Annotated in this window: 18 protein-coding genes; 10 read left to right on the top strand and 8 right to left on the bottom strand. The window is 70.1% G+C overall.

Going from position 1 to position 23,612, the window contains the following annotated elements:
- Genes ACFP3H_RS07380 through ACFP3H_RS07370 form a run of 3 tightly spaced genes read left to right on the top strand, consistent with a single transcriptional unit; the run spans position 1 to position 5,479 of the window.
- Positions 1–3,195 (top strand): type I polyketide synthase, encoded by a 3,195-nt coding sequence (locus ACFP3H_RS07380; RefSeq protein ID WP_417629258.1) that lies wholly within the window; start codon positions 1–3, stop codon positions 3,193–3,195.
- Positions 3,192–4,184 carry an AfsA-related hotdog domain-containing protein gene (locus tag ACFP3H_RS07375; RefSeq protein WP_378601366.1) on the top strand — a complete coding sequence of 331 codons (993 nt, stop codon included), beginning with the start codon at positions 3,192–3,194 and terminating at the stop codon, positions 4,182–4,184. The genes ACFP3H_RS07380 and ACFP3H_RS07375 overlap by 4 nt, the downstream gene beginning before the upstream one ends.
- Positions 4,181–5,479 carry an FAD-dependent oxidoreductase gene (locus ACFP3H_RS07370; RefSeq protein ID WP_378601363.1) on the top strand — a complete coding sequence of 433 codons (1,299 nt, stop codon included), beginning with the start codon at positions 4,181–4,183 and terminating at the stop codon, positions 5,477–5,479. The genes ACFP3H_RS07375 and ACFP3H_RS07370 overlap by 4 nt, the downstream gene beginning before the upstream one ends.
- A gap of 25 nt (positions 5,480–5,504) precedes the next feature.
- Here the strand turns inward: ACFP3H_RS07370 and ACFP3H_RS07365 are convergent, their stop codons facing one another.
- The 3 genes from ACFP3H_RS07365 to ACFP3H_RS07355 all read right to left on the bottom strand — a co-directional run bounded on the left by ACFP3H_RS07365 (position 5,505) and on the right by ACFP3H_RS07355 (position 8,543).
- Positions 5,505–6,755 (bottom strand): PucR family transcriptional regulator, encoded by a 1,251-nt coding sequence (locus ACFP3H_RS07365; protein WP_378601360.1) that lies wholly within the window; start codon positions 6,753–6,755, stop codon positions 5,505–5,507.
- A gap of 164 nt (positions 6,756–6,919) precedes the next feature.
- Positions 6,920–8,170: a YhgE/Pip domain-containing protein gene (locus ACFP3H_RS07360; RefSeq protein ID WP_378601358.1), complete on the bottom strand. Its 1,251-nt coding sequence runs from the start codon at positions 8,168–8,170 to the stop codon at positions 6,920–6,922.
- A gap of 91 nt (positions 8,171–8,261) precedes the next feature.
- Complete coding sequence (locus tag ACFP3H_RS07355; protein ID WP_378601356.1) at positions 8,262–8,543, bottom strand: hypothetical protein; 282 nt, start codon at positions 8,541–8,543, stop codon at positions 8,262–8,264.
- A gap of 154 nt (positions 8,544–8,697) precedes the next feature.
- Between ACFP3H_RS07355 and ACFP3H_RS07350 the strand changes: the two genes are divergently transcribed.
- A complete protein-coding gene (locus ACFP3H_RS07350) occupies positions 8,698–9,603 on the top strand; it encodes a hypothetical protein (protein ID WP_378601354.1) in 906 nt (301 codons plus the stop codon).
- Here ACFP3H_RS07350 and ACFP3H_RS07345 read toward each other — a convergent pair whose 3' ends face one another.
- Positions 9,604–11,259, bottom strand: a complete 1,656-nt coding sequence (locus ACFP3H_RS07345; RefSeq protein WP_378601352.1) for a DUF885 domain-containing protein — start codon at positions 11,257–11,259, stop codon at positions 9,604–9,606.
- 69 nt (positions 11,260–11,328) lie between these two features.
- On the opposite strand from ACFP3H_RS07345, the gene ACFP3H_RS07340 reads away from it, so the two are divergent.
- Positions 11,329–12,912: a Na+/H+ antiporter gene (locus ACFP3H_RS07340; RefSeq protein ID WP_378601350.1), complete on the top strand. Its 1,584-nt coding sequence runs from the start codon at positions 11,329–11,331 to the stop codon at positions 12,910–12,912.
- Between the two features lie 66 nt (positions 12,913–12,978).
- Here ACFP3H_RS07340 and ACFP3H_RS07335 read toward each other — a convergent pair whose 3' ends face one another.
- Entirely contained in the window at positions 12,979–13,557 is a 579-nt protein-coding gene (locus ACFP3H_RS07335) for a DUF8020 domain-containing protein (RefSeq protein ID WP_378601347.1), read from the bottom strand.
- 197 nt (positions 13,558–13,754) lie between these two features.
- On the opposite strand from ACFP3H_RS07335, the gene ACFP3H_RS07330 reads away from it, so the two are divergent.
- Positions 13,755–14,570: an NAD(P)H-binding protein gene (locus ACFP3H_RS07330; RefSeq protein ID WP_378601344.1), complete on the top strand. Its 816-nt coding sequence runs from the start codon at positions 13,755–13,757 to the stop codon at positions 14,568–14,570.
- A gap of 176 nt (positions 14,571–14,746) precedes the next feature.
- The gene (locus ACFP3H_RS07325; protein ID WP_378601341.1) at positions 14,747–15,691 is read left to right on the top strand and encodes a DUF4129 domain-containing protein; all 945 of its coding nucleotides are present in this window, start codon (positions 14,747–14,749) and stop codon (positions 15,689–15,691) included.
- Here ACFP3H_RS07325 and ACFP3H_RS07320 read toward each other — a convergent pair whose 3' ends face one another.
- Entirely contained in the window at positions 15,692–16,342 is a 651-nt protein-coding gene (locus ACFP3H_RS07320; protein WP_378601339.1) for a TetR/AcrR family transcriptional regulator, read from the bottom strand.
- 203 nt (positions 16,343–16,545) lie between these two features.
- Between ACFP3H_RS07320 and ACFP3H_RS07315 the strand changes: the two genes are divergently transcribed.
- The 3 genes from ACFP3H_RS07315 to ACFP3H_RS07305 all read left to right on the top strand — a co-directional run bounded on the left by ACFP3H_RS07315 (position 16,546) and on the right by ACFP3H_RS07305 (position 20,976).
- On the top strand, positions 16,546–17,889 hold the full coding sequence (locus ACFP3H_RS07315; protein WP_378601637.1) for an ABC1 kinase family protein: 1,344 nt from the start codon (positions 16,546–16,548) through the stop codon (positions 17,887–17,889).
- A gap of 318 nt (positions 17,890–18,207) precedes the next feature.
- Positions 18,208–19,410: an esterase/lipase family protein gene (locus ACFP3H_RS07310; protein WP_378601634.1), complete on the top strand. Its 1,203-nt coding sequence runs from the start codon at positions 18,208–18,210 to the stop codon at positions 19,408–19,410.
- A gap of 183 nt (positions 19,411–19,593) precedes the next feature.
- The gene (locus tag ACFP3H_RS07305; protein WP_378601337.1) at positions 19,594–20,976 is read left to right on the top strand and encodes a cytochrome P450; all 1,383 of its coding nucleotides are present in this window, start codon (positions 19,594–19,596) and stop codon (positions 20,974–20,976) included.
- Here the strand turns inward: ACFP3H_RS07305 and ACFP3H_RS07300 are convergent.
- Together ACFP3H_RS07300 and ACFP3H_RS07295 are read right to left on the bottom strand one after the other, a co-directional pair.
- Positions 20,973–22,034 (bottom strand): alpha/beta hydrolase, encoded by a 1,062-nt coding sequence (locus tag ACFP3H_RS07300; RefSeq protein ID WP_378601335.1) that lies wholly within the window; start codon positions 22,032–22,034, stop codon positions 20,973–20,975. The two genes, ACFP3H_RS07305 and ACFP3H_RS07300, sit on opposite strands and share 4 nt — an antisense overlap.
- Positions 22,035–22,057: 23 nt before the next feature.
- On the bottom strand, positions 22,058–23,608 hold the full coding sequence (locus ACFP3H_RS07295) for an ArnT family glycosyltransferase (protein ID WP_378601333.1): 1,551 nt from the start codon (positions 23,606–23,608) through the stop codon (positions 22,058–22,060).
- Between the last annotated feature and the right edge of the window lie 4 nt (positions 23,609–23,612).

Below are 23,612 nucleotides of genomic sequence, written 5' to 3'. Positions count from 1 at the left end.
ATGGCCACCGAAGCCGAACTGCGCGCCTATCTCAAGCGCGCCACCCGCCAATTACGCGACACCAGAGCCCAACTCGACGACGAGCGGGCCCGCGCCCGCGAACCGATCGCGATCGTCGGCATGTCGTGCCGGTTCCCCGGCGGGATCACCTCGCCGGATCACCTGTGGGACGCGCTGCTCGACGGGCGCGACCTGATCACCGAATTCCCGGCGGACCGGGGCTGGGATGTCGACGGGTTCTACGACCCCGACCCGGACAAGTTCGCCAAATCCTATGTGCGCGAAGGCGGTTTCCTCGACGGGGCGGGCGAGTTCGACGCCGGATTCTTCGGCATCAGCCCGCGTGAGGCCGAGGCCATGGACCCGCAGCAGCGCCTGCTGCTCGAGCTGGCCTGGGAATCGGTCGAACACGCCCGCGTCGACCCGACCACCCTGCGCGGCAGCGACACCGGCGTGTTCGTGGGATTCAGCGATCAGGGCTACGGTTTCGGCGCCACCCGCGCCTGGGACGGGGCGGAGACCTACTACTTCACCGGCAACCACGCCTCGATGGCGGCCGGCCGGGTGGCGTACCTGCTCGGCCTCGAGGGGCCGGCGGTCACCGTCGACACCGCCTGCTCGTCCTCGCTGGTCGCGATCCACCAGGCGATGCAGTCGCTGCGGCTGCGCGAGTGCTCGATGGCGCTCGCCGGCGGGGTCACGGTGATGTCCACGCCGATGCCGTTCGCCCTGTTCTCCCGCCAGCGCGCCCTGGCGCCGAACGGTCGGTGCAAGTCCTACGCGGCGGGCGCCGACGGCACCGCCTGGGGCGAGGGCGTCGGTTTCGTTGCGCTGGAACGACTTTCCGACGCGCGGCGCCACGGGCACCGGGTGCTCGCGGTGCTGCGCGGGTCGGCGGTGAACAGCGACGGCGCGTCCAACGGGCTCACCGCGCCCCGTGGCCCCGCGCAGCAACGCGTGATCACCTCGGCGCTGGCCAATGCCGGTCTGCGCCCGGCCGAGGTCGACGTGGTGGAGGGCCACGGCACCGGCACGGTGCTGGGCGATCCGGTCGAGGCGCAGGCGCTGCTGGCCACCTACGGGCAGCGCGCCGACGCCCCGCCGCTGCTGCTGGGTTCGGTGAAATCGAATATGGGCCACACCCAGTCGGCCGCCGGCGTGGCCGGGCTGATCAAGATGGTCCAGGCGATCCGGCACGCGATGGTTCCGCCCACCCTGCACGTCGACGCGCCGACCCCGCACGCCGACTGGTCGGAGAACCGGATCCGGCTGGCGCTGCGACCGCAGCCGTGGCCGCACACCGACCACGCGCGCAGGGCCGGGGTGTCCTCGTTCGGCATCAGCGGCACCAACGCCCACCTGATCGTGGAACAGGCACCGGAACCCCGAGCGACGGTGCCGGTTTCGCTCGACTCGGGAGCGGAATCCCCGGACGCCACACCCGCGACCCTCGACACCACGCCGTCGTCCCTCACCTCGGCGCCGAGGCCCACCCCGTGTCTCCTGTCGGCACGCACCGCGGCGGCGTTGCGCGACCAAGCGGCCCGCCTGCACGCCACCGTGCTGAACTCCCCGCACGACCTCATCGCCATCGCCCACTCCCTGGCGACCACCCGCACCCGATTCGACCACCGCGCCGTCGTCGTCGCCGACACGCGCGCGGCGTTCCTGCACGGCCTCGCGGCCATCGCCGACGACCGCACCGACCCGTCGACGGTCCTGTCCGCCCGCGCCGCCGGGGGCAGACTGGCCATGATGTTCCCCGGTCAGGGCGGTGCGCTCGCGGGAATCGGCCGCGGCCTCTACGACACCTATCCGGTGTTCGCCGAAGCCCTCGACAAGATCTGCGCCTGCTTCGACGCGCACCTCGCGCACCCGCTGCGCACGGTGCTGTTCGACGGCGACGAGCCGCTCACGCGCACCGAGTACACCCAGCCCGCGGTGTTCGCCCTCCAGGTGGCCCTGTTCCGGTTGCTCGAATCCTGGGGTGTGACACCGGACTTCGTGGTCGGGCACTCGGTCGGTGAACTCTCGGCCGCGCACGTGGCAGGCGTGCTGACCCTCGAGGACGCGATCACCGTGGTGGCGGCGCGCGGCCGGTTGATGCAGGCAATGCGGGCCGGGGCGATGGTCTCGGTGCGGGCCTCGTACGCCGAGGTGGCCGCCTCGATCGTCGGGCGCGAGCTCGAGGTGTCGATCGCCGCGGCCAACGGGCCCAACGCCACCGTGCTCGCCGGGGACAGTGCCGCCGTCGGCGAACTGGCCCGGCACTGGCGCGACCGTGGTCGACGGGTCGCGCGGCTCGGCGTCGATCGCGGCTTCCACTCCCCGCACGTGGACGCCGTCACCGCGGAGTTCCGCGCGGTTGTCGCGACGGTGCGCCTCCAGGAACCGCGCCTGCGCATGGTCTCCACGGTCACGGGCACCGAATCCACACCGGGACAGCTCAGCACGATCGACTACTGGGTCCGCCAAGCCCGCGAGCCGGTCCGGTTCCACGACAGCGTGCTCGACCTGCACGACTCCGGCGTGGTCACCTACCTCGAGGTCGGTGCGGGCGACACCCTGTCCGGCCTGGTCTACGAAACCCTCGCCGACACCGACAGCACCGCCGTCCCGGTCCTGCGCCCCGGCATCGACGAAGCGGCATCGGCGATCAAAGCCGTTGCGGCAGGCTGGGTTACCGGTGCCCAGATCGACTGGACCGCGCTGTGCTCCGAGTCCACCACCCCGATCGATCTGCCCACCTACCCGTTCCAGCACCGCCGCTACTGGGTCCACACCGACAGCGCCGTGCTGGAGAGCATGATCGGCGCCGCCGGTGCCGAACTCGCGGGCGACGGATCGGTCGGCCGACACCTCGCACCGCGACCGCAGGCCGGGCCCGCCCGCGCCGACCTGCTCGACATCCCCGAGCACCGACGCGTCGATGTGGCCATCGGCCTCGTCGTCGACCAGATCAGGGAGATCCTCATCGACCTCACCGAGGACGAGATCGACCTCGACGCCACGGTTCTCGCGATCGGCCTCACCTCCCTGTCCGCCCTCGAACTGCGCGGCCGGATCAACGCGGCAGCGGGCACCCAGCTGACCCTGGAGGACCTGTTCACCCACCCGACGCCCCGTGCCCTCGGCGCCGTGCTGGCCACCCGGATCTGGTGCGAGAGCACCGCCCCCGAGGCGGTGCCCGCATGAGCGGCGGACCGCTCCCGGTGCGCGGCACCCTCGGTTTCGAGCAACTGGTGCCCGCCGCGCTGGCCCACCGACGCGGCCTGGCCGAGGTCTATGTCGCCGACACGGCGGTGGTGGGCAGCGCGGAATACCTTGCCGCCGTGCAGGTTCCCCGCGCCCACTCGCTGTGGTTCGATCGACTGGTCGCCTACCACGACCCGTTCTCGGCCGTCGAGGCCGTGCGCCAGGCCCTGCTCGTGGTCGGCCAGCGCCACCTCGGTGTCCCCGCCGACGCCCCGGCGAGCCTACAGCGGATGACCTTCGCGGTGGAGGACCTGAGCGCGTTCCGCGACAGCGAACGCGAACCATTCGAGGGGATCGTGCGGCTACGGCCGGGCGCGGCGAGCACGGAGCGCGGCTACTACCGCGAGGTCTCCTTCGACGCCACCCTGACCGTGCGCGGCGCGCTCGCGGTGACGGTGCGCGGCAGCGGAATCACCTTCCCCCGCGACGCCTACGACGAGTTCCGCGAACTCCAGCAGGACACCCGCGCCGCACTCGCCCCGACCGCCACGCCCGCCGTGCGGCGCCTGCCCCCGGAACTCGTCGGCCGTCGCGACCCCCGCAATGTCGTCCTCGCCCGCACGACCGCACAGGAACTGGTGCTGGTCGTCGACCGGAGCCACCCCAGCTTCTTCGACCACCAGTACGACCACGTGCCCGGCCCGCTGTTGCTCGAGGCGTTCCGGCAGGCGGCGGTACTGTCCGCCACCGCGGCCGGGCTGCTCGACTCGCCGGTCGCCGCGGTGCTCGACCTCGCGGCCCAGTTCACCGACTTCGCCGAGCTCGACGTCCCCATCATCTGCACCACCGCCGCCGTCGGCGACGCCGAACTGGACGAGATCACCGTCGAGGTGGCGCTGCACCAGTACGGCAAGCGGATCGCCCTCGCCCACGTCGAGCTGGCCCACTATCCCGCGACCCGGGAACGACAGGAGAACACCGGATCATGACCACAGCATCGGCGAAACGGTACGCGGTCGTCGGCGGCGGCATGTCCGGCATCGGCGCCGCCTACACCCTGCACCGGGCGGGCCACGCCGTCGAACTGCTCGAACAGGACGCGGTGCTCGGCGGCCGCTGCGGCTTCGACACGCTCGGCGGTCGACCGATCATGCTGGGCGGCAAGAACATCGGCCGCCACTACCAGCAGCTGCGCGAATTCATCGCGGCCTCGGGGGAGCGCGCCTACGAGCCGTTCGGGATCAACAGCTCCCAGATCCTCGACGGCGAACTGGTGACCCTGGACAACCCCGGCATCGCCGGATTCCTGCGCCACCTGCTGCGCATGGGCTCCCCGGTCGACGCCGCGCGGATGCTCTACTACGGCGCGCGCGTGCGCTGGGACGAACGCAACCGCTACCTGGGCTCGGACTACTTCGGTGGCGCGGGCGCCGCGAGCGACGACCGCGCGCTCAGCGCGCGGTTCGGTACCGAGTTCGGCCGGAAAGTCCTGCGGCCGTTGACAGTTCGACTCAATGCCGCCGAACCCGACGAGGTGTACTTCGGGGCCTTCGGGGTGAGTCTCGGCATGGTGCAGGACCGCTACGACCAACTCGTCGACGGCCTACAGCCGGTCCTGGACTGGTTCGCCGGACAGGTGCCGGTGCGGCGCGACACCCGCGTCGAACGCCTCGTGCTGCGCGAGGGCCGGGTGGTCGGAGTCGACGCCTCCGAAAATGGCGGCGCCCCCGCGTTTTCCGCCTACGACGGCGTCGTCGTCGCCCTCCCGGCGCACGCGGCCGCGACCCTGCTGGAACCGGCGGTCCCCGCGCTGGCCACGACCTTGAGCGAGGTGGCGTACTACCCCTCCACCGTCGCGGTCGTGCAGTACGAACAGCCGTTCTTCGACAGCGACGTCCGATCTCTCGCGTTCGACTCCGGGCCGTGCAGCGCCGCGGGCGTCTACGGGGTCGACGACCTCGACATCGTCCGCTACACCTTCAGCGGCCGCGAGGCCCGCCCCACCCCGGACCCCCGGGAATTGGCCCGCTGGATCGACGAGGCCGAAGCCCGGGTTCGCTCGCATCTCGGCGGGCCGACGCCCGCGCGAATCAGAACCGAATCGCGCGGGTGGTCCGCCGCGCACTGCGCCTACCTGCCCGATCACGCCGGATTCCGCGCGGTCGTGCGCGCCCGGACCGACGCCGTCGCGGGACTGCAACTCGCGGGGGACTACCTGCTCGGCGCCCAGTTGGAAGCCTGCTTCCGATCCGGGGTCGCCGCGGCCGAGGCCCTGGTCGCGTGAGCGGGTCCGAGGCGTCGCGCACGACCTACGCGGCGCCTCGGGTGTGCACCATGTCGTCGGCCAGCAGGGCGATGCGCGCCCGGAGAATGCCCTCGGCGGTCGTCAGATCCAGGTCGGTCAGCCCGGCCACGCGCCGCAGTCGGTAGTCGATGGTGTTGGGGTGCACGTGCAGTCGGCTGCCGGTGGCCTTGCGATTGAGACCCGTCGACATGTAGACGCGCAGCGTTTCCAGCAGTTCGGGATGGTCGGCCAGCGGGGTGAGGACATCGGCCAGATGCGCGCGTGCGGGGCCGGGTCGGGTGAGCTGGTACTCGATCGCCACATCGCTGAGTTCGTACAGGCCGGCGGGTTTGGCGATGCCGCGCACCAGATCGAGCAGTTCGTGGGCTTCCTCGGCGGCCGCCGGGATCATGGCGGTCGGGGTCGTGACCATGGTCGCGGTCAGCTCCACACCCGAGGTCGCGCTGATCGTGGCCAGCGCCTCGGCGGTCATCCGCGCCGTCGCCTGCTCGTCGCTCGGGATCAGCAGGGTGCCACCGTGGGTGCTCAGCAGCGCGAGCGAGCGGGAGGCGAACACATCGGCCAGTGCCGCCTGCACCCGCCGCAGTCGGCGCCGGGCGACCACCTGGGCGTCCACGCGCGGATCGCGCTCCTCGGCCGTCTCCGGAATCGTCAGTGCCACCACCTGATACGACTCGGCCACCCGGATCCCGGTCTGCCGGGTGAGCGCGCCGACCCCGTGTCCGCTCAGCAGCGCCGACACCATCGTCTGCGCGCCGGTCTGGTGTTCCTTGGCGACCTGGCGCTGCTCGTCCAGGTAGGCGCTGGTCACGGTCGCGTTGATCACCTCGAGCGTGCGCAGCAGCAGTCGCGTGCCCGCGACGACCTCGGCCAGATCGTCGGCGGTCACCTGGCCGATGACGAGCTCGAAACCGATCCGGAAACCCTCCGCGTAGGCGCGCAACAGCGTCGCGACGGGCACGCCCTCGCGCGCGTGCTGGGCCGCCGCGGCGCGCAACGCCACCAGCTGTTGCTCGGACGGGGTCGTGCGTCTGTCCAGCATCTCCACCGCCAATATCAGACAGCGGCGGGTGAATTCGGTGATGTCACCGCGCATCGCCTCGGTCGGCAGCGCTTGGCACGGCATGACGTTCTCGGCGAAATAGGTGACCAGGTGCGACACCAACTCGTCGGCGTTGCCGAGGAAACTCGACACTGCCGTACCGTCCGCGGTGGTAATCGGCGGGGACATCCGATCGATGGACGAAGAATTCATCGAGTGCACTCCGTTGTGGCTGTCAGCGATCGAGACCGCTGAGGTGTCCTGTGTGATAGGCAACATTGCTACATCGAGATCGTGGTCGTCGCTCCCAGCACGATCGCCTGGTGGGATCACGATGCCCCGACGGCCGTGCTGTGCGGCCTCACAAATCCGGGCCGTCACCCGTTCGCCGGTGGGTTGCGGTGCAGCCCGACCCGGTCGTACACCGAGGTGCTCACCGCGCCCAGCACGAGTCCGATCGCCAGGCCGAGCAGGGTCATCCAGCAGCCGCGCGCGAGTCCGGCGCTCAGGTCGGCGTCGAAGTACAGGATCGCGCGCACCGCCGTGTACACCTGATGCAGCGGCTCGAACGAGGCCAGGATCTCGACATAGCGTGGTGTGGCCTCGATCGGGATCGACCCCGCCGAGGACGGCAACCCCAGGATCACGAACACGATCAGATTGATCAGCAGCCCCGCCGAGCCGAACGCCGCGAGCACCGACAGCCCCGTGACCCCGACCGCGATCACCGCGAACGTGCTGTACAGGTACAGCGCGAGCGGTTGCGCCACCGGTATCTCCAGCAGGTGCGCGACGACCAGCAGCACCGCGCCGACGAGGTGCGCGGCCACCCCGAGCACCCCCCACTTCACCAGCAGGGTGCGCCATCGTGAGATCCGCGCGGTGCGCACCCGCGGTGACCACGGCCCGTACTCGGTCGGCACGAAGCCGAGCGCGCCGTCGACCATGGTGTGCACGACCATCGCCCCGACCGTGCCCGCCAGCAGCAGCACCAGGGCGTAGAAGAACGCGCCGAGCCCCGCGCCGCTGCCGTCGGGCAGCGGATGGAACTCGGTCACGACCACCTCGACCGGACTGCGCAGCGCCACCGCGGCCGCGCCGGGCAGTGCGTGGTCGGGACCGAGCGCGGCGGTCACGGTCTCGTGCAATTGCTCCCCGATCCGCGCGTTCACCTGCGCCAACGCCCGGTCGCTGACCCTGGTCACGATCGCCGAGGCGAACGCTCCGGTGCGCGGATTGGTCCGCACGGTGATCGTGGGACGCTCGAGCTCGCCGGGCACCACGGCGCCGATGCCGAGGTTGCCGAGCTGTTTGGTGAAATCGCTCGCGATGACGATCGCGCCGTAGAGTTCGCCGCGGCGCAGTTGTCGCTCGGCCTCGGCGAGTCCGAGCACGCGCAGATCGATCTTGTCCGCGGGCACACCCGCGCGCAGCGCCTCGGTGATCTCGCCCCCGATATCGCGCCATCGCGGCGGCGAACCGAGGGTGTCACCCACATCCAGGTCGACCAGCGCGATCGGGAAGTCGTGCAGATTCTTCTCCGGGTCGGCGACGTAGCCCAGATACATGGTGGCCATCAGTGCGCTGAGCAACGAGAGCACAACCGTCGGGAACAACCAGATACGCACCGCCGCACGCTAACAGCGGCTGTCGGCGTGCGGCGACGCGTTGGAATCTGTCCAGTGCCGGTGGCCGCTCATTGGCCCCGTGACGCACGGCTCACGGCAGCGGCGGCAGCAGCATCCGCTCCGGGGATACGCTCATGAACGCGGAAATGACGTGTCCGCTGAGGTATCGGCGCAATTCCGTGTGCCATTCGGCGGGAACGTCGTAGGGGACCAGTTCGAGTGCTTCCTCGATTTCGGACCATATTCGCGGAAAGGGAATCCCGTTGCGTGAGCACGATTCCACCGCCGCCATCAGTTGCTGTGTCAGACAATCCAATCCGACGTCCGATGGCACAGTGAAGCCCGTTTCGAGGAGCAGATCGAAATCGTCCATTGTTTCCCCTTACCAGTTTCGCACCCCTGCTTGTGCGCCCAAGATACGGACCGATCCGGCGTGCGCGCGGGGCTGTGGTGCTTACTGGGCGTTCAGATATTTTCGGAGCACCGGGTTGTGATCCGCCCCGATCGCGGCGGGTAGATTCGAGCCCATGATCTCGACTGCCCTGTACCGCGGCACGCGCTGGGACGAGCGGGGGCAGTGGTCCTACGAGCTACAGCGCGCGGACGGCACCATCGAGTCGCTGCCGGGGATCGGCACCCGGCTGGCCTTCCGGATCTCCGAGTCGGGCCGATTCTGCCTGGGGTACAGCGGATTCGGGCGCGGTGGCAGGCACGCGTGTCCGCGTGGCGCGCGGGCGGAGTCGGGGCGTCAGTGCGAGCAGTGCCGGCTCACCGAGGGCTGGTCGGTGGTGCACAGCCATCGCGGACCACTGGCCGCGCTGCCCGAGCAGGTTCGCGAGTACATGGCCCAACCGCACCACCTCTATATCGCCTACTTCGGTGACGGGATGACCAAGGTCGGCACGGCCTCGGCGTCGCGACGCCACCGCAGGCTTTTCGAACAGGGCGCCCTGGTGGCCCGGTTCATCACCGATTCCCCGGACGGCCTGCACGTGCGTGACCTCGAACGCACGGTGACCGAGCGGGCGGGCATCGGCCAGGCGGTCGCGGGCGTCACCAAGACCCGCATCCTGACCAAACCGCTGCGCCCGTGGGCGGCGCTGGAATCGGCGGTGGCCGACGCGGCGCGGCACGCGGCGAGCGCGCTGCCCGCCGAGATCGCGCGCACCGATGTCGCCTGGTCGGGCGGGCGCGACTTCTACGCCACGATCCTCGAGCACGGCCGATACCCGGTGGCGACCGAAATCGCCGGGGAGCCGGGCGAATACGTCCTCGACGCGGTGACCGCCCACGGCCACACCCTCGCTTGCCGCGACCCGGCGGGCGCCGGGGAACTCGTCCTGGTCAACGACACCAAGCTCATCGGCCGCCGCATCGAACTCGACCCCACGATCACCGCCGTCGCCGAGCCCACCCAGACCAGCCTGTTCTGATCAGCCCAGCGCGGCGAGCTGCTCGCGCATCGTGTCCAACCCCATGCCGCCCAAACGCAGTGCGCGCGTGTGGAAGTCCTTCAGATCGAACGCGGCGCCCGCGCGCGCCCTTGCCTCCTCGCGGGCGGTGAGCCACAGTCGTTCGCCGAGTTTGTAGGCGGGCGCCTGCCCCGGCCACCCCAGGTAGCGGTCGATTTCGTCGCGGGCGGTGGCGGCGTCGACCAGGGTGCGGGTGAGCAGGAATTCGAGCCCGAGTTCGGGCGTCCACCGCTCGCCGGCGTGAAAACCGGTGTCCGCCGGGATCTCCCATTCCAGGTGCATCCCGATGTCCACGATCACCCGCGCGGCCCGGAACAGCTGCTGGGCCAGCATGCCGAACAGGTCGCCGTCGTCGTCGAGGTAGCCGAGTTCGTGCATGAGCCGTTCGGCGTAGAGGGCCCAGCCCTCACCGTGGCCGGAGGTGAACGACATCGACCGCTGGTAGGTATTGAGCGAGTCCGCCTGGTGCACCGCCGTGGCGACCTGCAGGTGGTGGCCCGGCACGCCCTCGTGATAGACCGTGCTGACCTCGCGCCAGGTCGGGAAACTCGCCTTGTCCGGCTCCACCGACCAGGTCATGCGCCCCGGCCGACCGAAATCGGCGGTGGGGCCGATGTAATAGGCCCCGACCACCCCGCCCGGCGGGGCGATGGCGCACTCCAGCGTCATCAACTCGTCGGGAATGGCGAAGTGCTTGTCGCGCAACGATTCCAGCGCGCTGTCGGAGACCCGCTGCAACCACTCCCGCAGCTCCCGCTGCCCGGACAGCCGATACTTCGGGTCGGCGTCGAGCACCGCGGCCGCTTCGGCGAGGGACGCGCCCGGTGCGATGCGCGCGGCGATCGCCGACATCCGCGCCTCGAGCCGGGCGAACTCGGCCCACCCCCACGCGTAGGCTTCCCGCAGATCGAGCTCGGCGCCGGTGAAGAACCGCGACCACAGGCGGTAGACCTGCTCTCCGACGGCGTCTTTCGCCGGTGCGCGCGGGGCGAGCTCGGTGCGCAGGAACGCGGCCAGCTCGGCATAGGCCTGTTGGGCCTCGGCGGCCGCGCGACGCAGTTCCGTGTGCGGGGCACCGTCGACCGCGCCGGCGACGAACGTGTCGAAGAACCCGCCCGCCCACGTCGCGGCCTGCTCGGCGACCTTCACGACCTGCCGCACCGCGGGCACCTGGTTGCGTTCGGCCGCCAGCACCAGCGAATCCCGCACGCCCGCCAGCGCGTTCGGCACCTCGGCCAGTCGCCGCGCGATCACCGCCCAGTCCTCGACGGTCTCGGTGCCCATCACGTCGAAGACCATCCGAATGTGCTGCACCGGGCTCTCGATCACATTGAGCGCGAACAACGGCAGCCCGGCCTCGTGCAGCTCGACCTCGAGCCCGATCCGCTCGGCGAACACCGCCTTGGCCACCCGCTCGCCGTCATCGGTCGGCTCGGCGGACAGGATGTCACGCAACGCCTTTCGCGCGAGCTCGGCCCGCGCAGCGTATCCGGCCGGCGAATAGTCGGTCAGCCGGTCGTCGTGGCCGGGCAGCCCGAACATCGTCGCCATGACCGGATCGGCGCCGGCGTACTCCTCGACGTACCGATCGCAGATCTCGTGCACGCTCGCAACCATGCCGACACGCTAGCGGGTTGCGGCGGGTCCGCGCGGCGTCGAGGCGCGCAACGGTGAGACTGGTTCGCTATGAACCAGTTGGTGCTCGTGCTGGCGATTCTGCTGGCCGCGGTGATCGCGGAATCGGTCTCGGATCGGATCGGGGTCGCCTCGTCGATCCTGATGACGGTCTTCGGGTGTGTGCTCGCGCTGATCCCGGCCGTCCCCGAGCTGCGGATCGCGCCCGACGTGATCCTGCCGCTGGTGCTGCCGCCGCTGCTCTACGCCGCGGCGCGCCGGACCTCGTGGCGGCAGTTCGCCGAGAACTGGCAGGTCATCACGCTGCGCGCGTTCGCGCTGGTGGTGGTGACGGCCGTGGCGGTGGCGACGGTGTTCCACGCCTGGAATCCGGCCACGCCGATCGCGGTCGGCATGGTGCTCGGCGCGCTGATCGCCCCACCCGACCCGGTGGCCGCGATGGCGATGGCGGGCAAGCTGGGGTTGCCGCGCCGGTTGATCGTGCCGCTGGGCGGGGAGGGCCTGTTCAACGATGTGACCGCGGTCGTCATCTACTCGGTGAGTGTGCAGGCCGTGGTCACCGGGCTGTTCTCCCCGTGGGATGCGGTGCGCGACTTCGTGATCGCGGCGCTGGTCGGTGGGTTGGTCGGGCTCGGTTTCGGGTGGGCGGGCGCCAAACTCACCGACCTGCTGAGCACGGTGACCTGCGAGGTGTCGCTGAGCCTGCTGCTGCCCTTCATGGCCTACGCGACCGCCGAGCACCTCGACGGTTCGGGGGTGCTGGCGGTGCTGGTGTGCGCGCTGTATCTGAGCGACGCGCTCACCAAGACCGTCGATCGCAGCTACCGGCTCGTCGCCGATCACGTCTGGGACGTCATCGAAATGCTGATCACCGGGTTCGCGTTCGCGCTGATCGGGCTGGAACTGCAGGTCGTGCTCGAGACGGCCGGGCAGGGGTGGCGCCAACTGCTCGGCGTCACCACCGCCGTCATCGTGGTCGTGGTGGGGGTGCGGTTGGTGTGGTTGCTGGTGACCTGGCGGTTGCTGCTGCGCTTCTCGCGCACGTACGCCGAGACCGCGCCACTGAGCTGGCAGGAGGTGATCGTGACCTGGTGGGCGGGCATGCGCGGGGTGGCCACGGTCGCGCTGGCGTTGGCGATCCCGCTCACCATCGAATCCGGGGCCGACTTCCCCGCCCGCTCCCAGATCCTGTTCATCGCCTTCGCGCTGGTGCTGTTCACCCTGCTCGTGCAGGGGCCGACCCTGCCGTGGCTGGTGCGGATCACCGGCGTGCACGCCGACACCGAACAGGAACACGCCTACGAACGCGACCTGTGGACCAGGGTCGTGCGCGCCGAACTCGACACCCTCGACGAGATCGCCGCGCGCGAGGACCTGCCCGACGACCTCTACCGCAACATCAAGAACAACCTGCGCCGATTCGCCGCCCAGCCCGCCACCGAAGCCGCCGCGCCCGATCCCGAGGCCAGAAAGGCCGCCGAGCGCGTCCGGCAGCGCCGCGACACCGCGCGCGCCGTCCGCGCCGAGATGACCGAGGCGGGCCGCACGGTCGCCCTGGCGGCCCGTCGCGAACCCGGCATGCCCCCGGAGGTCGTCGACAGCGTCATCCGCCGCCTCGACCTCGGCCAGGGCTGATCAGTGCCGCCGACGCACCATCATGGGTCGTGGTGGCCGACCGCGAGTCGGCCACCACGACGACCGTCAGGGGGTCGAGTAGCCGATGAGGGCGCCGATGCCCGCGCCGATCGGGATGGTGACCAGGGCGCCGACGCCGCCGAGGAAGAAGCCGAGCACCGCGCCGATACCGGCCCCGATCAGCGCGCCCACCCCGGCGTTGTGCTGCTTGCGGGCCAGGGTGTCGGCGGCCTCGTCGACGAACTCGGCCATGTTCGCGGTGACGACGGCGGGCGCGACGGCCGGGGTGAGGGTCGCGGACCGACCGTCCGCGGCGATATCGGCGACCAGGTCGAAATCGCCCGCGCCGCTGAGGATTCGGGTCGGCACGGCGGCGACCAGCCTGCCCGTGTGGTCGGTCAGGGTGATCGCGCCACCGGCGATGCCGAAGGTGCCCTCGGGCGCGGACACCGTCAGCGCGGAGCCGTCGGTCTTCGGTGTCGCGGTGAACGCCACCCCACCGTCGACACCGTGCACCACCGGAACGGCCGCCGAGGGTGCGGCGTGGGCGGTGGTGGTGGCCGCCAGCCCGACGGCACCTGCCGCGAGCGCGGCGATCACGCCGAATCGTTGTGTGCCCGAAGTAGTTCGAGACGAGAGTCGCATCGTGCCCCTCCAGTCTGTCCACCGAAGAACGGCGGAACATCCTCTGCCGGACCGGATCTCGGCCCGCAAGCATTTTCGCACCGCCCTCGACCCCACGGAACCCACCTGCGTTGATACCGGAAAAACATCACCACATCGACATATTCACCGATCCGTTGGCAGGATCGATGCGGACCGTCCCCGAGACAGGAGAACCGATGACGATTCTGGTGACCGGCGCCACCGGCAATATCGGTCGCATGGTGGTGGATCAACTGATCGCGGGCGGCGCGCAGGACATCCGCGCGCTCACCATCGACCCCGCGAAGGCGGCCCTGCCCGAGGGCGTGCAGGTGGTCCGCGGACATCTCGGCCGACCGAAAGATCTGCGCGCCGCCTTCGCCGATGTCGACCGGATGTATCTGGCGCCCGCCCCCGACACGGTCGTGGACGTGCTCGCCGCCGCGCGCGCGGCCGGCGTGCGCTACGTCGTCGACCTGTCCGGCGAGCCCGAAAGCTGGTGGGGCACCGTGAGTTCGGCCGTCGAGGCCAGCGGCCTGGCCTGGACCCACCTGTGGCCGGCCGACTTCATGGAGAACAGCCTCACCTGGGCGCAGCAGATCGCGGCGACCGGCACCGTGCGCGAACCGCACCCCGAGACCGCGACCGCCCCCATCGCGATGGTCGACATCGCCGCCGTCGCCGCCAGCGCCCTGCTCACCGACGAACACCGTGCCCGCGCCTACCCGCTGGCCGGACCACAGGTCCTCACCCGCGCCGACCTCGTCGACCACCTCGCCGTGGCCCTGCGCCGCGACCTGCGATTCGTGCGCTCCACCCGCGCGGAAACCATCGCGGCCCTGCAACCGGCCATGGGCGCGAACACCACCTGGTACGTCGACAACGTGCTGCTCGACTACACCCCGCCCGCCGACTCGCTGCCCGTCACCAGTGTCGGTGACATCACCGGCAGGCCCGCCACCACCTTCGCGCGGTGGGCGCACGACAACGCGGGGCGCTTCACCGTCGTCTGAGACCGAATATTCGGGGCCGACATGTATTCGGCGACAAGGGATCACGGTGTTCTGCGGGAATTCGGCCAAATCTGGGCCGAATGCGACCGGGCGGGGAATTCGGATGCCACGATGTGGACATTTCGGGTGGATTCGATCAGGGGTCGGCGGTAACAGTGACAAGGATTGTGGTTCCGGTGGGGCGGCTGGTCGGGGCGATCGTGCTGATCGCCGCGGCGATCGTCGCGCTGCACGGGCGGGTGCCGGGGATGGACGACTCCGTCGACGCCACCGGCCCGTCGGCGATCGCTGTCGCGCTGATGCCGGTACTGCTGCTGGTCTCGGTGGTGATCCTGCTCGCGGGCGTGATCGTCAGCCAGCACCGCCTGCCCCTCGCCCTGCCCGCGGACCAGAGTGAGCTGCGAGTCCGCTTGTCGTTCAAGCGATTCAACGTGCTGGCGCCGGTCGCGCTCGGTGCGGTGTCGCTGCTGTTCGCGGTCGGCATCACGATGCTGATCGTGCTGCCGGGCGCGCGCCGGGAACCGCCGCCCGCCGTGGCCGCGGTGACGACGCTGGATGTCAGCGGGCAACCGGTGACGACCGCGGCCGAGGCCCAGGTCGTCGACTCGGCGCTGGATTCCTCGCGCCTGGGCGGCTCCGCACTGGTCGGGGCGGTCGGACTGGCCGTGGTGTTCATCGTGGTCGCGCTGCTCGGCCTGCTCGGCGTCATCGTCGCCGCCCGCCGCGCCCCGGCCGTCGAGGTGCCGGAAACGCCCGAGGAGCAGGTGGCCAACACCGTCGATACCCTCACCAGGGCCGCGGAGATGGGCCTGGCCGCGATGAACGCGCCCGGCCAGGACGCCCGCACCGCCATCATCGCCTGCTACCTGGCCATGGAAACGGGCCTGGCGATGGATCGCGCCGCGGCGCCGCTGATCTCGGACACCCCCTACGAGGTGCTCGAACGCGCCTTCGACACCGGGGTGCTGCGCGACGACGCCGCCCACGAGCTGGTCGCCCTGTTCGAGGAGGCCCGGTTCAGCCCGCACGCCATGCTGGGCTGGCAGCGCATCCGCGCCGAACAGCTTCTGCGCCTGGTGCTCTCGGACCTGCAAGCCCGCGCCGAGGCGCTCGCCGCCTGATCACGGCAGCGAGTCCTGGCGCTCGTCGTGCAGCCAGGTCCCCATCATCCGCGCGGTCATCGCGATCGCGGCCGCCCGATCGTCATCGGACACATCGTCGGCCGATGCCCGCAGCACCGCCGTGAAACCGGTGTTGACCAGCACCCACGACATCATCTCGCGGGTGTGGTCGTCGCCGGGGCCGACGAACTGGATCACGATGAGCTTGACCACCATGCGCAGGCGCGGCTCGAATTCGGGGATCCCGCTGCTGTGGAAGCGCACGCTGCCCACCAGCGCGCGGATCAGGTCCGACTCCGCGACGAGCACCTCGGCGAACACGTCGAGAATCTCGGCGCAGACCGCGATGTAGTCGTCGCGGCTGCTCGGCGCGCCGGTCGACTGCATGCCGAAGGCGCGCTGGGTGAAGGCCCGCTCGACCTCGGCGATGAGTCGGTCGAGGAGCTCGTCGACCAGCGATGACCGCTCCGGGAAATACCGGTACAGCGTGCCGATGCTGATCCCGGCGCGCGCGGCGATCGCGTTGGTCGAGGTGTTGTCGATGCCGCGCTCGCCGAACAGCGTCGCCGCGGTGTCGAGGATGTGCTCCCTGGTCGCCTTGGCGCGCTTCTGTTTGGGCTGGATCCGGCGGTCGACCTGCTTGGGCGGCATCAGCGGTTCCTCTCGGCGACCGGGGCGACCCGGCCCCGACCGGCTGTGGTCGAACACAGGGGCAAGCGTGACATTTCACAGAACGACACCGGCCCCGCTACGGAAATCCGTTCCGATGCCGAGAATTCAGCTATCGAGGGCACCCGGAGGAGGGGCACGTGGCAGACAATCAGATACCGACGGGTCGGCTCGCGCGCGGCGCCATGCTCGGTCGGTTGGTGACCGGGCAGGCCGCGCGCGGCGCCGGGACCAGGTTGGCCATGATCGGGCGCACCGAGCGGGCGCGACGGGTGATGGCCGAGCGTTCCTCGTTGCAGGCCGCTCAGCAGATCGTCACGGTGCTCGGCGGGATGAAGGGCGCGGCGATGAAACTGGGGCAGATGGCCTCGGTCCTCGACCTCGATCTGATCCCGGAGGCCTACCGCGAGGGCTTCCGGTCCAAGCTGGTCGCCCTGCTCGACAGCGCGCCCGAAGTGCCCTTCGCCGACATGATGGCGGTGCTGCGCCGCGACCTCGGCGCCCCCGCGCGCGTTTTCGCCGACATCGACCCCGAACCGGTGGGGGCGGCCTCGATCGGGCAGGTCTATCGCGCGCGCCTGCGGGACGGGCGGGCGGTGGCGGTCAAGGTGAAATATCCCGGCGTCGACCGCGCGGTGGAAGCGGATATGCGCAATCTGCGATTCTTCAGCAACCTGTGGAAATCGATTCTGCCCAGCGCGGCCGACAATGCCGTGCTCGCCGAAATCGCCGGCAATATCAGCGCCGAACTGGATTACCGGCAGGAGGCGCGCAATCAACATCGCGTCGCGACGCGGTATCGCGGTCACCCCTACATCACGGTGCCCGACAGCATCGCCGAATTCTGCACCGACAATGTGCTGGTCACCGAATTCTTCGAGGGCACGCCTTTTCAGGATCTGCGCGAGTGTCCGGCCGATCAGCGCGATCACGTCGGCGAACTGGTGTACCGGTTCTACATCACCGCCATGTTCGAGCACGGCGAATACTGTGCCGACCCGCATCCGGGCAATGTGCTCGTCGGCGCGAACGGGCGCGTGGGCTTCGTCGATTTCGGACTCTACAACCGCATGGACCGCGCCCACCTCGAGCTGGAACGGCGGGTGCTGTGCGCGGCCGAGGCGGGTCGGGGCGAGGAGGTGTATCGGCTGTGGGCCGAGCGCGGCATCGTCGACCCGGACTCGGCGATCACCCCCGAGGACTGCCTCGAGTACGTGTGGTCGGTGACGGGCTGGCACCTGATCGACGAGCCCGTCACGGTCACCTCCGAACTCGCCACTAGCGCGGTCGTGCTGGCGACCGACCCGCGCGTGAGCCGCCACCGCGACGTTCGCCGCCTGCTGCTGCCCCCCGAGCACGTGTTCTCCCGGCGCACCGACCTGTTCACCCTCACCGCGCTCGGCCGGATCGAAGCGACCCAGAACTGGCATCGCCTGGCCAGGGAGTGGCTGCACCACGAGCCGTCGACCACCGAGATCGGCCGGGCCATCGAGGCGTGGCGGCGCGCCGAGTTCACCGCCGAGCCGTGAAGTCATGGGCGTCACCGGCCGCGGGATCGTCATGGGCGAAGAGTAGAGAGCGCGGCGGATTCGCGCGCCCGGCTCAATAGGTATTGAGTCGGCTCATCACCCGGTGTTGTCGGACATGGGTTTTCGACACAAAAACACGGTAGTTCGCACCGGTCGACCCCGGGCTTGTGCGCGGCCATGGGCGTTTCCGGAATAGCTTGGTGAGCTGTCCACACCTGTCCGAAAGCGATTTTCGCGCCGGTTATCCCGGCATATCTTCGGGGCGGCTCACGGGCCGATTCCTTTTTCGCTTTCGGAAAGGCAGACCTGGCAATGACAATGACTCGTGGTCGCACGCGCTCGGTGCGTGCGGCAATACTGATGGGCGCCGCCCTGGTGGCGGTCGCCCTCTCCGGAACGGGGGCATCGGCCGACCCGAACGCCGCGCCCACCGAGCAGGCGCTGGCCGAGATCATCGCCGACGGCCGCGATGTCGCCTGGGGCACCGACGGCGGCCTGGGCGGCACGGGCTCGGCCTGCACCTCCGGCAGCGGCGCGGGTTCGGGCAACGGCTCCGGCGACTGCTACGGCGGTTCCGGGTCCAGTTCCGGTTCCTCGGGCGGCTATTCGTCCGATCCCGGCGCGCACGGCCCGGCCTCGACGGCGTTCCTGCCCGCGTTCGGTTACGGCCTGCTCAACCCGGACGCCGCGGCACCGGGCACCAACGACTGGAACTGCAAGCCGACCGCCAACCACCCCCGCCCGGTGGTGCTGCTGCACGGCACCTGGATGAACGCCTACAACGGTTACGCCTACATGGGCCAGCCGATCAAGGACGCCGGGTACTGCACCTTCACGTTCAACTACGGTCGCTCGAACATGCTCGAGGGTGGCGGTCTGGGTTCGTTCCTGCCCGGCGTGATGGGCACCGGCTACATCCAGGACTCGGCCAAGCAGACCGCGGCGTTCGTCGACCGCGTGCTCGCGGCCACCGGTACCGACGAGGTCGACATCATCGCCCACTCCCAGGGTGGCTCGATGGCGAACTGGTACACCAAGTTCGAGGGCGGCGCGGCCAAGGTGAACAAGCTCATCACCTACGGCGCCACCCACCACGGCACCAGCCTCGACGGCATCGGCGCGCTGGGCCGCATGGTGAACAACCTCGGCATCGACGTGCTGGGTCCGATCGAGATCTTCGTCGGCCACGCGGGTATCCAGCAGACCGTCGGTTCGGACTTCGTCAAGACGCTCAACGCCGGCGGTGACACCGTCCCCGGCATCGACTACACCATCGTCGGCACCCGCTACGACGAGGTGACCAACCCCTACGAGCTGACCTTCCTCGACCAGGGCCCCGGCTCGACCGTGCACAACATCGTGCTGCAGGACGGCTGCGAGCAGGACATCTCCGATCACCTGACGATGATGTACTCCCCGCGCGCCCTCTCGATCGCCCTTCGTGCCCTGGACCCGATCCAGAACCCGCAGCTGACCTGCACCTTCAACCCGTGGCTGATCGGAGGTGGTGGCTCGCTGTAACCACGTCGACCGCATCGGGTGCCTCGCGGCACGGCTTGGCCGCGAAGCACCCGATCGTCGTGTGGGCCTACCGTCGCCGCCGGGTCGATGTCATGTCAGGGGTCTGTGATAGCCCAGATGTCGGATTGTGATATTCGTAACGGACTCAATGCATGCGAACCTTTCGACACCAGAGGGGCCTCGATGAAAACGCGTTACGCCTACCGGTGGGTCAACAATCACGCCGTGATCCGCCTGTTCGAGAAGGTCCTGCTCCGACGCGGTGACGCGTTCTCCCGGTTGCAGGCCGGTCCCGAGGGGATCGAGAACCCGTACGCGCTCATCGAGGAGCTACGCGGGGACGGCGGTCTGGTGCGCACCCCGCCGGTGTGGATGGCGTTCGATCACGATCTGGTGCGGGAGATCTTGCGCGACAACCGATTCGGGGTCGGGGTGCCCGCCGCGTTCGGTTCGCCCCGGCCGCTGCGTCGCTGGCTCGACCGCAATCCGCTGCCGCCCAACCCCGCCGACGCGCCGTCGCTGCTGGTGATCGACCAGCCCGAGCACACGCGCCTGCGCAAACCGGTGACCGCCGCGTTCACCCCGCGCGCGGTCACCCGCCTGCGCGAACGGATCGAGACCGTCACCGAGGAACTGCTCGACGCCATGCCCGAGGACGGTCCGACCGATCTGGTGCAGCGGTTCTCCTCGCGGTTGCCGATCGCGATCATCTCCGAGATGCTCGGCTTCCCCGAAGACGACATCGAGATGTTCCTGCGCTGGGGCGACGACATCAGTCCGCTGTTCGACCTCGGCATCTCCTGGCGGACCCACCAGCGCGCCATGGAGGCCTCCGAGCGGGTGCAGGAATACCTGCTCGCGCACGTGGAACGGCTGCGGGTCGACCCCGGCGACGACATCCTGTCGAATCTGGTCACGGCGGGCGAACTCGACACCTACGAACTCTGCGCGACGGCGACGCTGCTGATGGCGGCCGGTTTCGAGACCACGGTGAACCTGGTCGGCAACGGCATCACCTGGCTGCTGCGCCACCCCGAGCAACTCGACCGGTTGCGGGCCGAGCCGGACCTGTGGCCCAACGCGGTCGACGAGATCCTGCGGATCGACCCGCCGGTGCAGACCACCGCCCGCACCGCCCGCGAGCCCCTCGAGGTCGGCGGGCTGAAACTGCGCAAGGGCTCGGTGGTCGTGCTGTCGCTGGCCGGCGCCAACCGGGATCCGCGCGTGTTCCCCGACCCGACCACCTTCGACCTCACCAGGTCCAACGCGAAGAGCCACGTGTCGTTCAGCAACGGCATCCACGTGTGCCCCGGCTCCAACCTGGCCAGGATGGAGGCGATCCATGCGCTGCGCGCCCTGTTCGAACGCTTCCCCGACCTGCGGCTCACCGACCCGCCCACCCGCCGTCAGCTCTACACCCTGCACGGCTACCGGCATCTGCCCGCGCACACCGGCCGCCGATTCCGGCCGCAGGAGGTGGCCGACCGTCGCGTGCCGCCGCTGGCCGCCGCCCAGCCGGATCCGCTCGCCGCGGACCGGGCGCCGCTGCCCACCGCCCGGGACTAGGGAACGAGCAGCCCGGCCGCTCGCTCCCAGTACGCGTGCATGTCCTGCTCCCAGTAACCCCAGGAGTGGGTGCCCGCGTCACGGAAGTGGAAGGTGGCCGGGATGTTCAGTTCGCTCAGACGCGTCCGCAACAACTCGGTGCACACCACGGTGATGCCGTCGAGGATGCCGCCGATGAGCATCTGGTCGGCGAGTTTCACCGGGCTGTACTGAATGCCCGGCCCGCTGAGGGTGTCCAGCGGGCCGGGCAGCCCGTTGCCCGTGGACACGTACACCTGCACCCCGCGCAGTTTCTCCGCGTTGAGCACCGCGTCGTTGGCGGCCCAGGCCGGATTGCCGGGCAGGCCCCACATATTGACGGGGTTGCCCTTGCGGGCGGTGACGATCGAACCGACCATCGCCTGCCCGGCCGGATTGTCCGTCTGGATGCACCCGCTGAACGAGCCCACCATCCGAAACCGTTGCGGCGCTTCCTGCGCCATCCGGAACACCGCCGAGCTGGCCATCGACAGCCCGGCGACGGCGTCGCGACCGGTGCCGGCGAAGGCCGAGTCGATGATCGGGGGCAGTTCGACGGTGAGGAAGGTCAGCCAGCGGTTGCGTCCGGTGCCGGGATCGTCGGCCAGCCAGTCGGTGTAGAAGGTGCCCGCGCCGCCGATCGGCATCACGACAGTGGTCTGGACCGAGCCGAAGAACTCGAGGGCGTCGGTCTTGGTGAACCAGTTGCTGCCCTCGCGCCAGTCGGCGGTGTCGGTGCCGCCGTCCACCCCGTTGATCAGATACAGCGAGCCCGCGGGGGCCCCGGGATTCGCGGCGGGGATGACCGCGACGGTGACCGGGCGGTTCATGGCCGCGGAGTGCACGGTCAGGTCGATCACCTTGCCCGGCCCGTTCGCCTTCGCCGCGACCGCGAACGAGCCGTTCGGGGCCGGGAGCGCGGCCGCCATGGCCTCGGCGGCGACGAAGTCCGGGCTGGCCTGCGCCGTCGCGACGGCGGGCAGCCCCGTCGCCGCGAGCGCCACCGCGAGGATCAGCCGTCGCGCCATCGAATTGAGCACTGTCCGTTCTCCGTTCACTGTTCTCACTGCCCGTTCCGACTCGTGCCGTCGACCAGGCGCAGGCTGCGCGCGTCGGGCCACAGGGCCGACCACGGGCGTTCCGGCCCGCCGCACAGCCACACCGACACACCGCGATTCACGCCGGGGAAGCCGAGTGGGTCGTCGAGGGTGGCCAGCAGGGTCGTTTCGGTGAAGGGGGTGCGCAGGGCGGTGCTGGGACTGTCGACCCCCACGTAGAGCACCGTCGTCGCGTCATCGGGTGGGACACCGAAGTAGCTGTAGCCGCGATTCGGGCTGTACGCCGTCGGCAGGTCCGACGCGAAGTGGTCGAGTGCCGCTGCCTGCCAATAGTTCTGGGTCACGAGCACCAGGTCGTCGCGTTGCGCGGACGGCACCCGGTCGTAGCTCTCGGTGACGGCGGTGACGAGGTCGTCCCAGCCGGCGGGCCCGAAAAGCACACTGCGCGAGTGGATCTGCGAGTAGTCGTCGGTCGGTTGACGCAACTGCGAAGCGGGCAGCGGCAACACGACCACGAGCCCGACGCAGATCGCGGTCGCGAGCGCGGCGACCGAGGACCCGACGACCGCCGTGCGTCGCCCGATACCCCGATCGACCAGATACACCGCGCCCGCCGCGAACAACCCGGGAAACGCCCCCGCCACGAAATACGGGCGCAGCCCGGCGAGCACCACACCGCCCGCACCGATCACGATCATCGGGATCAGGAAGTAGTACGGCCGGAACCGTTCCGCGCACAGCCCGGCCCACATCCCGACGAGCAGCAGCAGCCCGCCCGCCCCGGTGACCTGGATCATCGTCCACGGCGCGGCCAACACGCTCGCCGTGGCCAGCTGCTCGTCGCGCACCACCGCGCCCATCGCCAACTGCGGCCAACCGTGGGCGTGCTGCCACCACAGAATCGGCACCGCCGACCCCACCAGCAGTCCCGAACCGAGCCACCACGCGGGTCGGCGCAGCATCTCGCGTGGCCCGAACAGCGCCACCCCGAGGGCGAGCACCGCCCAGATGATCGGGATCAACCACTTGACCTGGAAGTCGACCGCGGCCACGAATCCCGCCGCCACCAGCAGATAGTCGTCGCGGGTGCGTATCCAGCGGATCAGCAGCCAGGCGATCACCGCCGTCAGGGTGATGTCGACGGCGAAGGTGCTCAGCATCGCGGACTGCATCACCGCCATCGGCGTGGTCGCGTACGCCAGCGCCGCGATCGTCTGGGCGCGGCGCCCCCCGCCGAACTCCCTGGCCATCACCGCGCTGAGCACGACGGCGGCCAGGGTGCACAGCAGCGCGGGAACCCGCAGCGCGACAACCGATCCGGGCGCGAGCTGATCCGATAGCGCCGCGAGCAACGGAACCAGCGGTCCCTGGTCGGCGTAGCTCACCGACAGATGTCGGCCCGCCGCGAGGAAATACAGTTCGTCGCCACCGAGGAGGTAGCGGTCGATCCTGGCGAGGAACAGTGCCCCCGCCAGGACCGCGACGACCGAGACCGCACGCCACTCGAGGGCGGGCAGCGCGGTGGTGTCGGGTGCGGTGAGGCTCCTGACGTTCATGGAT

This window comes from Nocardia lasii (assembly GCF_042658545.1).
Lineage (GTDB): Bacteria > Actinomycetota > Actinomycetes > Mycobacteriales > Mycobacteriaceae > Nocardia > Nocardia lasii.
This window is presented reverse-complemented; position numbering and strand designations above follow the sequence as displayed.